Source organism: Streptomyces sp. NPDC058000 (genome assembly GCF_042886435.1).
Taxonomy (GTDB): Bacteria; Actinomycetota; Actinomycetes; order Streptomycetales; family Streptomycetaceae; genus Streptomyces.
Genome location: NZ_JBHVQS010000005.1, coordinates 121,783 through 135,202 on the forward strand (window position 1 = coordinate 121,783; position 13,420 = coordinate 135,202).

At 70.6% G+C, this 13,420-nt stretch carries 12 protein-coding genes and 5 pseudogenes; 5 read left to right on the forward strand and 12 right to left on the reverse strand.

What is annotated here, in order from left to right:
• Positions 1-52: 52 nt before the first annotated feature.
• Positions 53-859 carry an amidohydrolase family protein gene (locus tag ACFVT2_RS07935; protein WP_390013508.1) on the reverse strand — a complete coding sequence of 269 codons (807 nt, stop codon included), beginning with the start codon at positions 857-859 and terminating at the stop codon, positions 53-55.
• Between ACFVT2_RS07935 and ACFVT2_RS07940 the strand changes: the two are divergent.
• A pseudogene (locus ACFVT2_RS07940) lies at positions 848-1,333 on the forward strand (MarR family transcriptional regulator). The gene ACFVT2_RS07935 and the pseudogene ACFVT2_RS07940 overlap by 12 nt on opposite strands.
• A gap of 222 nt (positions 1,334-1,555) precedes the next feature.
• Here the strand turns inward: ACFVT2_RS07940 and ACFVT2_RS07945 are convergent.
• The 5 genes from ACFVT2_RS07945 to ACFVT2_RS07965 form a co-directional block, all read right to left on the reverse strand.
• Complete coding sequence (locus tag ACFVT2_RS07945; RefSeq protein ID WP_390013510.1) at positions 1,556-2,956, reverse strand: carotenoid oxygenase family protein; 1,401 nt, start codon at positions 2,954-2,956, stop codon at positions 1,556-1,558.
• Positions 2,953-3,588 (reverse strand): TetR/AcrR family transcriptional regulator, encoded by a 636-nt coding sequence (locus tag ACFVT2_RS07950; RefSeq protein ID WP_390013513.1) that lies wholly within the window; start codon positions 3,586-3,588, stop codon positions 2,953-2,955. The genes ACFVT2_RS07945 and ACFVT2_RS07950 overlap by 4 nt, the downstream gene beginning before the upstream one ends.
• 361 nt (positions 3,589-3,949) lie before the next feature.
• Positions 3,950-4,582, reverse strand: a complete 633-nt coding sequence (locus ACFVT2_RS07955) for a DUF1524 domain-containing protein (protein WP_390013516.1) — start codon at positions 4,580-4,582, stop codon at positions 3,950-3,952.
• Positions 4,583-4,857: 275 nt separating this feature from the next.
• A complete protein-coding gene (locus ACFVT2_RS07960; RefSeq protein ID WP_390013519.1) occupies positions 4,858-5,247 on the reverse strand; it encodes a RidA family protein in 390 nt (129 codons plus the stop codon).
• A 134-nt stretch (positions 5,248-5,381) separates the two neighbouring features.
• On the reverse strand, positions 5,382-6,185 hold the full coding sequence (locus ACFVT2_RS07965) for an SDR family oxidoreductase (RefSeq protein WP_390013521.1): 804 nt from the start codon (positions 6,183-6,185) through the stop codon (positions 5,382-5,384).
• Between the two features lie 128 nt (positions 6,186-6,313).
• Here ACFVT2_RS07965 and ACFVT2_RS07970 point away from each other — a divergent pair, with 128 nt between their 5' ends.
• Entirely contained in the window at positions 6,314-7,192 is an 879-nt protein-coding gene (locus ACFVT2_RS07970) for a helix-turn-helix transcriptional regulator (RefSeq protein ID WP_390013524.1), read from the forward strand.
• Positions 7,193-7,296: 104 nt separating this feature from the next.
• A complete protein-coding gene (locus ACFVT2_RS07975) occupies positions 7,297-8,157 on the forward strand; it encodes an oxidoreductase (protein ID WP_390013527.1) in 861 nt (286 codons plus the stop codon).
• 34 nt (positions 8,158-8,191) lie between these two features.
• On the opposite strand, the gene ACFVT2_RS07980 is transcribed toward ACFVT2_RS07975, so the two are convergent.
• From ACFVT2_RS07980 to ACFVT2_RS08005, 6 genes and pseudogenes are all read right to left on the reverse strand, one after another.
• Entirely contained in the window at positions 8,192-8,596 is a 405-nt protein-coding gene (locus tag ACFVT2_RS07980) for a DUF6010 family protein (protein ID WP_390013529.1), read from the reverse strand.
• Positions 8,597-9,127: 531 nt separating this feature from the next.
• A pseudogene (locus ACFVT2_RS07985) lies at positions 9,128-9,383 on the reverse strand (hypothetical protein); the annotation flags it as partial.
• Between the two features lie 52 nt (positions 9,384-9,435).
• A complete protein-coding gene (locus ACFVT2_RS07990) occupies positions 9,436-9,867 on the reverse strand; it encodes a TIGR03668 family PPOX class F420-dependent oxidoreductase (RefSeq protein ID WP_390013532.1) in 432 nt (143 codons plus the stop codon).
• 25 nt (positions 9,868-9,892) lie between these two features.
• Positions 9,893-10,339: pseudogene (locus tag ACFVT2_RS07995) on the reverse strand (hypothetical protein).
• Positions 10,340-10,589: 250 nt separating this feature from the next.
• Positions 10,590-10,895, reverse strand: a pseudogene (locus ACFVT2_RS08000) (hypothetical protein); the annotation flags it as partial.
• 61 nt (positions 10,896-10,956) lie between these two features.
• A pseudogene (locus ACFVT2_RS08005) lies at positions 10,957-11,079 on the reverse strand (hypothetical protein); the annotation flags it as partial.
• A 591-nt stretch (positions 11,080-11,670) separates the two neighbouring features.
• Here ACFVT2_RS08005 and ACFVT2_RS08010 point away from each other — a divergent pair.
• The gene (locus ACFVT2_RS08010; RefSeq protein ID WP_390013535.1) at positions 11,671-12,543 is read left to right on the forward strand and encodes a 3-hydroxyacyl-CoA dehydrogenase family protein; all 873 of its coding nucleotides are present in this window, start codon (positions 11,671-11,673) and stop codon (positions 12,541-12,543) included.
• A gap of 43 nt (positions 12,544-12,586) precedes the next feature.
• On the forward strand, positions 12,587-13,246 hold the full coding sequence (locus ACFVT2_RS08015) for a TetR/AcrR family transcriptional regulator (protein WP_390013537.1): 660 nt from the start codon (positions 12,587-12,589) through the stop codon (positions 13,244-13,246).
• Positions 13,247-13,420 lie beyond the last annotated feature (174 nt).

The window sequence follows — 13,420 nt, forward strand, 5'->3', positions numbered from 1 at the left end:
TCCGATGGGGGCCGTGGCTCGCGGCGGGCCGTCCGTGCGAGCGGGGTGGGGATCAGTCCGCGAGGCGCGGGAAGAGCGCTTCGGCGTTTGTCCGGTTGATGGCGTCTGCCTGGCCGGGGGTGTAGTCGGGGTAGGTCTCCAGGTAGTGGTTGTAGTAGCTGCCGGCGTCCTGGGGTGCGAAGGGCCAGTCGCTGCCGTAGAGGACGTGGCCGGGTTCGGCGAAGGCGAGCAGGGCCGGCAGGGCGCTGGGGCTGGCGGGCAAGGCGGTGTCGAAGTAGAAGCGCTTCAGGTCGCGCAGGACGTCCTCGGTGTTGCGGTCCGGGTCCACGGCGAGGGGAGCCAGGCCGGAGAAGCGGTAGGCGGCATAGGGCAGGAAGCCGCCGCCGTGGAAGAGGATCACGCGCACGTGCGGGTAGCGGTTCATGACGCCGTTGAGCACCAGGTTGAGGGCGGTGCGGGTGGCGTCGAAGACGTAGTCGGCCAGCGGGGCGGGGGTGCCTGGCAGCAGTGGCATCGGGGGCTGGGCGGGGTGGACGAAGACGGTGGCTCGGCGTCGGTCGAGTTCGACCCAGAGCGGCTCGAAGTCGGGGTCGCCCAGGTAGCGGCCGTGGGCGTTGGACATCAGCACCACTCCGTCGGCGGCGAGGGTGTCGAGCGCGTAGGTGGCCTCGGCGATGGAGGCGTCGACGTCGGGCAGGGGGACGCTGGCGAAGTGGCCGAAGCGGTTGGGGTGGTCCTTGACGACTTCGGCCGCGTACTCGTTGACGGCGAGGGCGCGGGCGTCGGCGTCGCGGTCGAGGTGGACGCCTGGCGAGGTGACGGAGAGCACGCCGGTGGCGATGCCCTCCTGGTCCATCATCGCGATCGCGTTGCTCGCGCTCCAGGCGGGGAGCTGGCGCACGCCGCTGACCAGCTGTTTATGCCATGCGCCGCTCGCGGTCGGCCACCGTCGGGCGGTCGTCGGCCGGACTGTCCATGGCGCAGCTGGCCCTCCTCGACCCGCTGGCCGACGACGTCCGGGGCGACGGGCTGCCAGTCGGCCAGCTCGCCGCCTACGCCGACGTCAGCGTCCCGACCGCGACCCGCATGCTCAAACAGCTCGAAGCCAACGGCGTGGTCACCCGGCGACGCTCCGACCAGGACAAACGCCAGGTCCTCAACCACCTCACCGAAGACGGCGCCCGTCGACTCGCCGCCATGCGCACCGAACTGCGCGCCCGCCAGTCACGTGCACTGTCCCGGTTCACCCCCCCGGGAGCGCCGCGCGCTCGCGGCGCAACTGCACCAGCTCGCCGGCCTCATCACCGAGACGATGCCCGGATCGGAGCGGTAGGCCCGAGCGAGCCGTAGACCCGAGCTGTAGGCCCCAGCCGGAAGCATCCTGCCCTGTAACCACCGACCCGGACGGGACTCCCCGGGCGGCGGCGCGGCCTCATCCGGCAACGGCTCCCGGGCGATCCACAGCCCGCGGCCCACGACCCACGACCCATAGTCCGCGCCTCGTGGGCTCCGGGACGCTACCGCCGCACCACGCAGCCGGGACGACGGCACCCGTTCACCGCTCGTCCTCGGGAGCCCAGCTTCCGTGCAGGCCCAACGGCACCCGCACCGGCAGGTGGATCCGGGCGATGGGTTCGCCGCCGAAGTCCTGTGCCGAGAGGATCACCAGGTCGGATGCGGACCGTTCCGGGTTGAAGACGTACGCCATCACGTACCCGTCGTCCTCCGCCGCCGGCGACTCCGCCGCGACGAACACCCCCTCCCCCACGGCCTCGTCCCGCCCGAACTCATGCGCCTCCGTCGTGCCCCGGCTCAGATCATGTTTGAGCAGCGCACTGCTGAACCCCTCGTCCGGCCGGTCGTCGTCCGGGCCGGCGGGCGGGGCGTAGAGCTCGACCGCTGCGGCATAGCCGTACCGGTAAGGGCGGCCCGTATAGCGGGAGTTGAGGCGGGGGAATTCTTGGGCCCGGTCGTCGAGGCATTCTTCCCGGACCGTTCCCGCCGTCAGGTCGAGCGTCCACCGGTCCAATGTGGGCCGGCTGGACCCGACGTCCCTGATGTCGAACCCTTCGGGATGCCGGATCACGTCGATGACGATGTCACAACCGGCCGTGCCCGGCCCGCTCAGGTCCCCGTGCGGCCTCTCGTAGGCGTTGAGGGTGTGCCCCACCAGGCTCGGCGTGAGCGCGAACCAGCGCACCTCACCGCCCTCGCGCGGCAGTACCCCCACGCGCGCGCCGCGGCGGTCGTCCCAGGTGAACGGCACCCCGGTGGACAGATGCGCGGGGCTGAACACCACCGGTGAGTCGAAGAGCAGCACGTAGTGGTCGGTCAGCGCGAAGTCGTGCATGTACGGGTTTCCGGGGACCTCGATGGTGGTGGTCCGCCGCACCGTGCCGGAGTCGTCCATGACGATGTGCTGGACGTTGTCGGAGCCGTAGCGGAAGGCGAGCGAGTGCAGTTCGCGGGTGCGCGGGTCGAAGAGGGAGTGGGCGTTGGCGCTGTACCCCTCCGGGGTCGCCCCTAAGTCGCAGGGCCCCACGGTCTCCAACTCGTAGGTGAGTTCGTACGGGCGGATGCCGCCCTCGATGAGGGCGAAGGTGCTGCCCGCGAAGCCCACGACCTGCACGTTCGGCGAGATGTCCAACTGTTCGTCGACCGGTGTGCCGCGGCGCGGCTCGCCAAGGTGGTCGGCGACGATGCCGGAACGGACCCAGCGGTTGCGGTACCACTCGGCGCGCCCGTCCCGTATACGCACCCCATGGACCATGCCTGCGCCGAGGGTCCAGATGTGTGCGGCGGCGTCCTCGATGCCCAGCGGGTTGGGGCCGTTGCGGAGATAGCGGCCGTTGAGATGGGTCGGAATCCGCCCGGTCACGGGCAGGTCGTAGGCGGTGACTTCCTCGGCGACCGGGGCGAAGTTCCCCGACAGGTAGCGGTTGACCGTGGTGGTCATGTCGCCTGTCCCTCGTTCGTCGACTCGCGTGGGGTGCTGAACGCCCGCGCCACCGCCGCCATCAGAGCGTCATAGCGCCGCCCGCCGTCCTCCGGCGGGAAGTGTCCGGCGATCTCCAAACTCACCGCGCCGTGCGATGCCGCCCAGAAGATCTTCGATACCTCACGGGCATCGCCCGGCTGGAAGATCCCGGCCTCCATACAGGCGGCCACGGCGGCGGCCGAGGCGTCGAAGGCGGTCTCGGCGACGGCGAGGGCCTCCGCGCTCGGTCGGAAGCCCGGTACGGTCTGCTCGAACATGACCCGGTAGTAAGCCGGTTCGGTGAGCGCGTGCTCCCGATAGGCCACCCCGATATGGGTGAGGTGTGTCAACGGGTCTTCCGTACGCGGTACTTGTTCCTGAACCCGGCGCAGTCGCGCGAAGCCCTCCTGGTACAGCGCATCGATCAGCCCTTCCTTGCCACCGAACATGGTGTAGAGGACCTTGGTCGAGGAGCCGATGTCGGTGGCGATCCGCCGCATGGTCAACGCGGCGGGTCCGTCCGTCACCAGCAGGTTGATGGCGCAATCGAGGATCGTGGTGCGCACGGCGTCCTGGCCGGCGCGTAGCGCGTCTTGATAGAGCGTGCTCATGGGTAACACTGTAGGGCAACGGAAACACTGTTACCGGAGCCCGTTGCGTGCGGAGGGTCTGGTTGCGCGAGGGGGCGGTGCCCGGGCGCCCGGCCGTGACCCCGGCCTTGGCGGGGCGGCAGGCGCACCAGCCGATCAGCGGTTACCTTGGCGGGCCGGGCGCGGCCGCCCGGATCGGCGGGCCGAGCGCGTTCAGGCCGGCCGTTCAGGGGCGCCGCGCCCAGAACGGCGCATGGCCGCCGTCGCCCCACAGGGTGGGCCGGTTGGCCCACCGGGCGGTTTACCCTGGCAGTTGCACCGCGCGACGCCTCCCACACAGGCCGAGCCCCAGGGCATGCGTGGGAGGCGCGTCACTGTCGGGTCAGCTGGTGCAGCTGTCGAGCATCGAGGCCAGTGCCTTCTTCTCGCCGTCGGTCGTGGTCAGCTTCCAGACGGACTTGACGTGGGTGTAGTCCTTGGCATAGCTGCACCAGAAGGCGTGGTTGGTCGGCTTCCAGTCGGCGGGCCCGCTGTCGCTCTTGGAGCTGTTGGAGGATTCCGAGGCGATGAGCAGCTGAGGGTCCTTCAGGTCGTTCCCGAATGCCTTGCGCTGGTCGGGGGTCCAGCTGTCGGCACCGGACCGCCAGGCTTCGGCGAGGGGGACCATGTGGTCGATGGTGGCCTGGGCGACTTCGGTGACGGTGGCGTCGTCGTACGCGGAATACCACGAACCGCTGGCCGGCTGACAGCTTCCCGGCTTGTCCTGGACGTCCTTGCCGTCGCGGGCGAGGACCTCCTGGCGGGTGGTGCAGCCGTCGGGCTGCTTGGCCCATATGGAGAACTTGTCGCGGGCGTAGCCGTCCATGGAATGCGGGGTGGCCACCGTCAGGGCCGCGAGTTCGGTGCGGGTGGTCGAGGTTGACGGCGGGGCCGGCGGTTCGGCGAGCGCCGGAGCGGCGGCCAGGCCGACGACTATCACGGCGGCGGCGGACAGGCCGAGGGCAGCGCGAGGCATCAAGGTCTCCTGAAATGTGGGGGGTTGGAGAGACTCCTTTCGAGGAAACCGCACTTGCCGCGCCCGTCGCTACGCGCGTTGAATGGACATGACAAGAACTTTGCCTGTCCATTGCCCCAACTTTGAACACCACCGAGTCGACCGTCCGTCCAGGCCCCCGGATGCCGCCCGCCTGCGGCCGCGCCGTCTCCGAGGGCCAGGCTGGTGGCCGTGATGAGTCCTCGGGCGGTCGGCGTGCGGCAGCCCCGTCGCGCCGGCCCCGATCTCACGGTCCGTCAGACGGTGGCCCGCCGGGCGTACACCTCGATCTCGATCTTCATACGGTGGTCGGCGAGGCCGCACACCATCATCGTGGCGGCCGGCCGCACCTCGCCGAAGTAGCGGCGCAGCACCGGCCAGCAGGGCTCGAAGTCAGCGCGGTCGGGCAGCAGATAGCGCACCCGGACCACGTCGGCGAAGGTGCACTTCGCCTCGCTCAGCGCGGCCTCGATGTTGCGCAGGCACTGCTCGGCCTGCACCACCACGTCGTCGGCGATGGTCATGGTGGCGTAGTCGAATCCGGTCGTCCCGGACACGTGCACCCAGTCACCGTCGACCACGGCACGGGCGTAGCCGATCTGTTCCTCGAAGGTCGAGCCGCTGAGGATGGCGCGTCGCTCTGTCATGCGCCGAACGCTAAGTGACCAGGAAGGATCCGTCCATCCCGGTGGCGAGCGGGCCTGTAGAGGAGGCCCATCACGGTGCCGTCGGTGACCCGCAGCCGACCCGGTCGAGGTCAGCTGCGGGACGGGGGCGGGGGTCAGCCTTGTTGGACAGGGACGACGACCAGTTCGGCGACGTTGACGTGCGGTGGCGCGGAGACCGCGAAGGCGAGGGCATCGGCGATGTCCTCAGCGGTCAGTGGGTGCAGGTCGGTCCGCATGCGGGCCAGGGATGTCTGCATGGTGGCGTCCTGCATGTCGCGTCCGAGTTCCGTGGCGGTGACGCCGGGTTCGATGTTCTTCACCCGGACGCCGCGGGGGCCCAGTTCGGCGCGCAGGTTCCGGGTCAGGTGGGCCACCGCGGACTTGGTGGCGCAGTAGACCGACCAGCCGGGGAAGCGGGTGTGGCCGGCCACCGATCCGACGTGCACCAGATCCGCGGGACGGCCTTCGGCCGCGGCGGCGAGGAGATCGGCGGTGAAGGCGCGGGCGGTGTGCAGCAGGCCGCGCAGATTGACGTCGATCATGCGGTCCCACTCGTCGGTTCCGGCGGTCTCGAAGGGGGCGCCGAGCATCACCCCGGCGTTGGCCACCACAAGGTCGACGCGGCCGAGGGTCGCGGTCACGGTACGGGCGGCGGTGTCGATGGCTTCGGGGTCGGCCAGGTCGGCGGTCACCGGGAGGACGGGTCCGGTGGTGGTGCGGCGGAGTTGGTCGGCCAGGGCTTCCAGGCGGTCCGTGCGGCGGCCGAGGAGGGCGACGGCGGCCCCGCTGGTGGCCAGGCGGCGGGCGGTGGCCGCGCCGATGCCACTGGAGGCGCCGGTCACGACCGCGACCCGGCCGGCCAGGGTCGGGGCGGGCAGGCCGCCACTGGTGTTGCCGGTGGGGAAGAAATCAGTCATGGCTCGACGATGCGGCGGGAGCGCTCCCGTGACCAGGCAGAGCTGCTCGCAGGAGGCGTCATCGTAGGAGTGCCACGGCCACCTTCCGGGGTCCCGCAACCTGCTCCCCCGTGCCTAGGGTTGCGGTCATGAACAGTGCGAACCCGCTCGGGGAGTATCTGCGTGCCCGCCGTGCACTGGTCAGGCCCGAGGACTCGGGACTGCCGGTCTCCCGTCGGCGCCGGGTGACGGGCCTGCGCCGGGAAGAAGTCGCCATGCTGGCCGGGGTCAGCACCGACTACTACGTACGGCTGGAGCAGGGCCGTGAACGGCACCCCTCGGTGCAGGTCGTCGAGGCCCTGGCCCGGGCGCTGCACTTGGACGGGGACGCGGCGGATCATCTGCACCGACTGGCACGACCCGTTCCGGAGACCGGTCGTTCGCGGCCTCGTGCCCGGGCGCATCCGGAGCACGTCAGCCCGGCCTTGTTGCGGATGATGGCGGGCTGGCACCGCACTCCGGCCGTGGTCCTGGGGCACTGCCTGACCGTACTGGCGCACAACTCCCTGGGACGGGCCCTGTTCGCCGGCCACACCTACAGCGATGACCTGGTGCGGTTGGTGTTCCTCGACCCGGATGCGCGAGCGTTCTATCCGGACTGGGAACGGGTGGCGGCCAATACCGTGGGCGGGTTGCGATCGGCCGCGGGAACCGACACCGATGACCCCCAACTCGTCTGTACGGTCGGCGAGTTGTCGCTCAAGAGCGAGGAGTTCGGTCGACTGTGGGCCCGCCATGACATCCGCCAGAAGACCCACGAGACCAAACGTTTCCGACACCCCCTGGTGGGCGAGCTGACCCTCGACTACGAGTCACTGACCGTCAACAGTGCCCCCGGTCAGCAACTGGTCGTCTACCAGGCGGCCTCGGGCAGCCCGTCGGAACAGGCACTCGCCCTCCTGGGAAGTCTGGCCGCGGAAGTGCCCCATCAGGATCCGACGCCGTCCGAACAGTCCACTTCCGGTTAAGAAGTGAGCCTCCGTCAGGCCATGGCGGCAGCAGTCCCCGCTCCCTCACCCTCACCTCCACCCTCTCGTTCCCTTTGTCCGCACAACCAAGGAGTCCCTTTCCCATGTCTGACCGTCAGCCCCCCGCCTGGTTCATCACCGGCTGCTCCACCGGTCTGGGCCGGGCACTGGCAACCGCCGTCCTCGAACACGGCCACCACGCGGTCGTCACCGCCCGTGACCCCGAGCAGGTCGCCGACATCGTCGCGGACCATGCGGGCCGGGCCCTTCCACTGGCCCTCGACGTCACCGACCCGCAGCAGGTCAGGGCGGCGGTCGGCCAGGCCGAAGCGACGCTCGGGCGCATCGACGTCCTGGTCAACAACGCCGGCTACGGCTACCTCGCCGCCATCGAAGAGGGCGAGGACGACCAGGTCCGCGCCCTCTTCGACACCAACGTCTTCGGCCTGCTCGATGTCACCCGTGCCGTACTGCCCGGCATGCGCGCCCGCCGTGCCGGCCGCATCGTCAACGTCTCCTCGCTCGGCGGCCTGGCCGCCTTCGGCGCCACCGGCTACTACCACGCCACCAAGTTCGCCGTGGAGGGGCTCTCCGAATCCCTCGCCGCCGAGGTCGCTCCGCTGGGCATCAAGGTCACGCTCGTGGAACCCGCCGCCTTCCGCACCAACTGGTCCGGCCCCTCCATGCGGCAGTCCGCGCTCACCATCGACGACTACGCGGCGACCGCCGGGGCACGGCGCACCAGCACCCTGGCCACGTACGGGCGCCAGCCCGGCGACCCCACCCGCGCGGCTGCCGCGATCATCCGTGCCGTCGAGGCCGAAGAGCCCCCCTTGCGACTGCTGTTGGGCAAGGTCGCACTCGACGTCGTCCAGGCACGGCTCGACTCGCTCAGGGCCACCATGGACACCTGGCGCGAGGTCACACTCGGCGCCGACTACCCCCAGGAAGCCGCCGCCGGGTGAGGCACGCCTGCCGGGTCAGGAGGTCCGTGCGGCCTCAGGCCATCGCACGTCGTCGCATTCTGCGGAGCAGTTCGGGCAGGCTCGGTCCGCCGCGCAGGCACCACAGCGCGATGACCGGGTCGCAGATCGCGCAGCCCAGGGACGAGTCGTGCGCGAAGGGGATCAAGGGGCTGCCCTTGAGGTGGTGGACGACGTCCCATGCGGTGTGCAGCAGCCAGCCGATGCCGATGAAGGTCCAGGAATCCAGACCGCGGTAGGCGACGTAGGTGGCGAGCGCGGTGAAGGCGAACTCCCAGCCGCCCAAGGCGCCACTGCTGAGATAGGCGGCACCCGCACCGGCGACCATGACCGCGTTGAAGCGACGCCGGTGCGGTTCGCGGATGAGGGACATCAGCAGCGCGTAGAGGAGGCCGATGCCGATCGGCATGAGGTACTGCATCGGTGGTGCCTTTCGGGAGTGGGGCAGGGGCCCCGGTGGGTCGCCTTCAGGCACGGCGCCTCGTAGTGGGGCGAGTACGTCCCGACGTTAGAGGGGGTGATGCAGTGCTCCCCAGTGGCTGGAGTGACAGTCTTCAACGGGATGTCGCCAGGCGGTGGGAGGGGGGCGGGCTTCCACCGCGGCGGTGTCGTCAGTCGGCCAACAGTGCCTCCAGTGCGATGGCCGTGTCCGGATGGTGTGCGGTCAGTGCCGTGCCGTGCGGGGCAGGCTCCGCGGTGTCCCAGGTGCCGTCGTAGCCGACCAGGCCCGCCAGTGCGTCGCAGGTCGCGGGGTGGGCGGCGAGGAGCGTGGCGCCGCGGCCGGTGTCCGCACGCGGTGCCGGGTGGGCGGGTTGCGGTTCCGGCTGTGCTCGCCACGGGGGGGACCCAGTCGTCGAGCGCAGCGAGCCGGCCTGGGAAGATCCGTCCGGCCTCGCGGATCAGCAGCGGGGCCAGTTCGGCGCCGCCCGCTCGCAGGGTGGCTATCAGGGTCGGCCAGCAGGATCGAGGTCTCGAACACCGCGATGGCGTCGGCGGTGGAGGCGAGGTAGCCGTTGCGGCGCGCCGCGCGCACGATCTCCACCGACCAGCCGAGGAGTTCGGCCTCGTCGAGCCGGTCCAGGACGGGCGGTTGCCGGAGGAATCCGGTCAGCTTGTCGGCGGGTGCGGCGGTCGGTACGGGGGGTGGTTGCGGCCGCGGTCTTCTTGCCCTTGGCGCCTTTCTTCGTGCCTGCCTGTCCGGCCAGGCGCTGACCTGCTCGGTGCCTGGCCCCGGGCCGTCTGCGTCCCGGGGGCCGGCCCTCATGTGGCGTGCCAGCCGGACCACCGAGCCACCGCCACTTCCACCACGGGCCCTTCCGGTAGGCGGTCGGCGTACTGCGAGCGGTACTTCGCGGCCAACAGCCGCACGTACTCCGCGGACGCCTCAGGCGCCTCGGCCCCGTCCGCGGGCGGCAGCACCGTCGCCGTACCGTCCGCCCGTGCCCACCACAGCCGGTCCCAGTCCTCGTCGTAGTCGTCGACGAGGAGACAGACCGCGGGGCGGACCCGGATGTTGGCCAGCCGCTTCAGTTCAGTGGTCCGCTTGGGTTTGTGGTCCACGGCGAAGGCAAGGGTGTCGCCCGTCAAGGCGAACACGACCGGCACCAGGTGCGGGTGGCCGTCGGCATCGACGGTGGCGAGGCAGGCGACCCGCGAGGCCGCGAAGCACTGCCGGGCCCGCTCGCTCGTCATCGCCGGCACCGTTCCTCCGTCCGGCTCATCGGAAACGCCCCGCGACGTCTGCGAACCGGTCGAGGTACGTCAGCGTCTCGGCCTCCGGCACCGTCGGCAGGGGGAACAGCAGCCGTTCCACGTCGAGCTGTGCGTACCGCTCGATGACCTCCGGGTCGTGCGGCACCCCGTGGACGGTGACCGGCACCTCCCGGCCCGCGATGTTCCGCATCCGCTCGATCTGCGGTCCCAGTTCGTCGGGCGGGACGCTGCTGGCCAGCCAGGCTTCGCCGAGGGCGGATGAACGGGTCGAGGGTGCGGTGGTAGATCTCGGGTAGTTCCCCGCCGCCCGGGTACGGCGGACGACGGTCCACCGGGATGTGGGTGTGCTCGGCGATGAACATGGAGTCGAGGCCCCGCTGCTCCACGGCGCGCCCAGGGCGGTCGGTGCGATGCCTCGGTCGGCGAGGAAGGCCGATACACCGAACTTCACGGCGGCTCCTTCGATCCCGGGCTGGTCGGGTGCGCGGTCGGTGACCCTGGCGAGGTACCCCGGCCGGCCCCGGCCCAACAATCCGTCCCGCCAACCGGGCGAGCACTCCAGCGGCGCGGCGCACACGACGCCCAGGGCCGCCGCACCGCACGGCCGCACCGCCCAACGTCCCCCTCAGTTGGTCAGCCGTAACGACGATCTTGCCGACCTGGGCGCCCGCCTCCATGTAGCGGTGCGCTTCGGCGATCTCGTCCAGGCCGAAGACCCGGTCCACGACGGACTTGAACGCCCCCGTCCGCAGACCGGAGGCGACGAACGCCTCGGCCCGGTGCAGCCGTTCCGGGTCGGTGACCGTCTCGAAGACGCTGCTGAAGGCCGCGGTCACCACAACCGTGTCCCCTACACGCATGCCGCCGACCTCCACCAGGGCGCCGTACGCCGTCGGGTAGGGCATCCAGACCGCGGCGCCGGCGACCGCGTCGAGTCCTTCGGGGCGGTACACGACCGCGGCCGCGGGCACGATCACCCGTTCGCCGTACACGCCGTAGTCGTTCATCGAGAACGCCGGCGGCCACACTGACCGCCTGGCCGATCTCGCCCCCCGTCACGCGGGCGCCGACGGCCTCCACTACGCCCGCGGCCTCCGTTCCGAGCCGGGCGGGGAACTGCTTGACGGCTTCGATGAGTGGCCGCTGCGGAACAGCACCTCGGCGCGATTGAAGCCGATCGCCTCGACGCACAGGGCCACCTCATCGGGACGCCGGCACCTCCCGCATGAACGCCCTGCGCCTGGAGGAGTTCGACCGGGTCTTCCCCGGACTTCTCCCCTCACTCCTGGCCCAGCGCGACGGCGACCTCGACAGCAACAGCGACAGCGACAGCGACAGCGACAGCGACAGCAAAATGTGGCTCGCCGAGACGACCTCCAGGGCGGTGAGGCCGGCCAGGGGCGCCATGGCATGGCCGAAGAGCTGTAGCCGGGCCGGGCCAGGCCCCTTGATCGTGCGCTCAGCTCACGGCCGGCGGCGGTGGCCCCGAAGTGATCCAGATGCATGGCGTGCAGGTATTCGCCGAGCTCGGCGCCGTGACGGACGGCGATGACCTGCCCACACTCCAGCTAGCGGCCGAAGCCCTCGACGTCGCCCATGACGGAGGACGTCTTCGGGGCGCACGGAATTTCTCCCGGGCGAGGTGGTGTGGGTGCTGCTGATCAATTTGCACACACCACATATCGGACACATTGTGCACCTGGCGAGTGATTACTCCATTCCGGGTCGAACCCCACCTGGGACCGACACCACCCCACCCCACAGAACAGGAAGAGGACCGCCATGACGTTCACCCTCCCCACCGACCTCCACACCCGGCCGGTCGCCATCGTCGGCGCGGGCACCCTGGGCCGGCGCATCGCCCTGATGTTCACCACCCGCGGCGGCACGGTCCGCATCTACGACCCGGTGCCGGCGGCGGGGCGGGCCGCCCAGGCGTACGTCGAGCAGAACGCGACCGACACCGCCGCGCGCATCGAGGGTGGCAAGCCCGGCACGGCGACCGCCACCACCGACCTGGTCGAGGCGTTGGCCGGTGCCTGGCTGGTGATCGAGGCGGTGCCCGAGCGCCTGGAACTGAAGAAGCGCGTCTTCGCCGAGCTGGACGCGGCCGCGGACGCCGACGCGATCCTGGCCAGCAACTCCTCGTCGTACCCGACCAGCCGCTTCATCGACCGGGTGACCCGCCCCGAACGCGTGCTCAACATGCACTTCTACATGCCGCCCCGGCAGTCGGCGGTCGACCTGATGTCGAGCGGCCGTACCGATCGGGCGGTCCTGGACCTGCTCCTGGCGGAACTGCCGCACTACGGGGTCTTCCCCTTCGAGGCCCACCGCGAGAGCACCGGCTTCATATTCAACCGCGTCTGGGCCGCCATCAAGCGCGAGTCCCTGAGCGTCGTCTCCGAGGGCGTGTCCACTCCCCAGGACATCGACGCGATGTGGCGGATCAACACCGGCCTGCCCGCCGGGCCCTTCCGGGCGATGGACATCGTCGGCCTGGACGTCGTCCTGAACATCGAGAACCACTACGCCGCGGAGAACCCCGCACTGCCCGCCGGACCGCGCGAGCTGCTCAAGCGCTACATCGACGCCGGGCACCTGGGCGTGAAGACCGGACGCGGCTTCTACGACGACTACGCTGAACAGGACTGACCGCGATCGATCGCCGCCCCAGGCAGCGCCGAAGGACCCCGTCGTGCCCAAGTCACCGACCAGGCGCCGCCCGCTCACCCGCGCCGCCCTCACCGAGAGCGCCTGGGCGCTGTTCACCGAGAGGGGCTTCCACGCCACCTCGATCAGCGACATCGTCGAGCGCGCAGGTCTGACCCGCGGCGCCTTCTACTCCAACTACCGCGACAAGGAAGAGCTCTTCCTCACCCTCTACGACACCCACACCGGCCGCCTGCTGGCGGAGCTCGAAGACGCGACGGCCCGCCCGGAGCCGGGCAAGCACGCCCTCGTCCAGCTCCAGGAGCGGATTGCCGGTCGTACTCGGGAGGAGCGGCAATGGTTCCTGGTGTCCATGGAGTTCACCCTGCATGCGGCGCGCAACCCGGTCGTCGCCCAGCAGCTCGCGGCCCACGAGGAACGTCTCACCCAGGGCCTGACCGAGGTACTGACGGCGGCACTCGCCCGGACCGGCTCCCGGCCGGTGGTCCCCGCCGACGACCTGACCCGGCTGCTGGTCGCCCTGTTCGAGGGGTTGACGGCCCGGCGGCTCATCCACGGCGCCGCCCACCACACCCAAGACCTGATCCCGCATCTGATCCACGCCCTCACCACTCCCGCGCACGCGACCGCGACCGCGACATCCGATGAGCAGGCAGAACCCACAGGCGGTGAGGCGCGGGATTGACCCCGTCCCCGACGTGAAGGCCGGGGACGGGGCCGCTCCTCCCCCGCCACCCTTCCCTCACCCCACAGTCATCGCACGCCACAGCCCGATCGAGACCCAGGGCGAGCACGGCCGGCGGGGCGGGCTTGCGGCATCAAGTCGGTCTGGAATGAGGGGAGTTGTTGGCCCAGCTTC

Bases quoted from the DNA above. Each gene is read 5' to 3' on its own strand.
- ACFVT2_RS07980 (WP_390013529.1), bottom strand. From the start codon at position 8,596: ATGCAGTACCTCATGCCGATCGGCATCGGCCTCCTCTACGCGCTGCTG.
- ACFVT2_RS07945 (WP_390013510.1), bottom strand. From the start codon at position 2,956: ATGACCACCACGGTCAACCGCTACCTGTCGGGGAACTTCGCCCCGGTC.
- ACFVT2_RS07955 (WP_390013516.1), bottom strand. From the start codon at position 4,582: ATGCCTCGCGCTGCCCTCGGCCTGTCCGCCGCCGCCGTGATAGTCGTC.
- ACFVT2_RS07935 (WP_390013508.1), bottom strand. From the start codon at position 859: ATGATGGACCAGGAGGGCATCGCCACCGGCGTGCTCTCCGTCACCTCG.
- ACFVT2_RS07965 (WP_390013521.1), bottom strand. From the start codon at position 6,185: ATGACTGATTTCTTCCCCACCGGCAACACCAGTGGCGGCCTGCCCGCC.
- ACFVT2_RS08010 (WP_390013535.1), top strand. From the start codon at position 11,671: ATGACGTTCACCCTCCCCACCGACCTCCACACCCGGCCGGTCGCCATC.
- ACFVT2_RS07975 (WP_390013527.1), top strand. From the start codon at position 7,297: ATGTCTGACCGTCAGCCCCCCGCCTGGTTCATCACCGGCTGCTCCACC.
- ACFVT2_RS07950 (WP_390013513.1), bottom strand. From the start codon at position 3,588: ATGAGCACGCTCTATCAAGACGCGCTACGCGCCGGCCAGGACGCCGTG.
- ACFVT2_RS07990 (WP_390013532.1), bottom strand. From the start codon at position 9,867: ATGACGAGCGAGCGGGCCCGGCAGTGCTTCGCGGCCTCGCGGGTCGCC.
- ACFVT2_RS07970 (WP_390013524.1), top strand. From the start codon at position 6,314: ATGAACAGTGCGAACCCGCTCGGGGAGTATCTGCGTGCCCGCCGTGCA.
- ACFVT2_RS07960 (WP_390013519.1), bottom strand. From the start codon at position 5,247: ATGACAGAGCGACGCGCCATCCTCAGCGGCTCGACCTTCGAGGAACAG.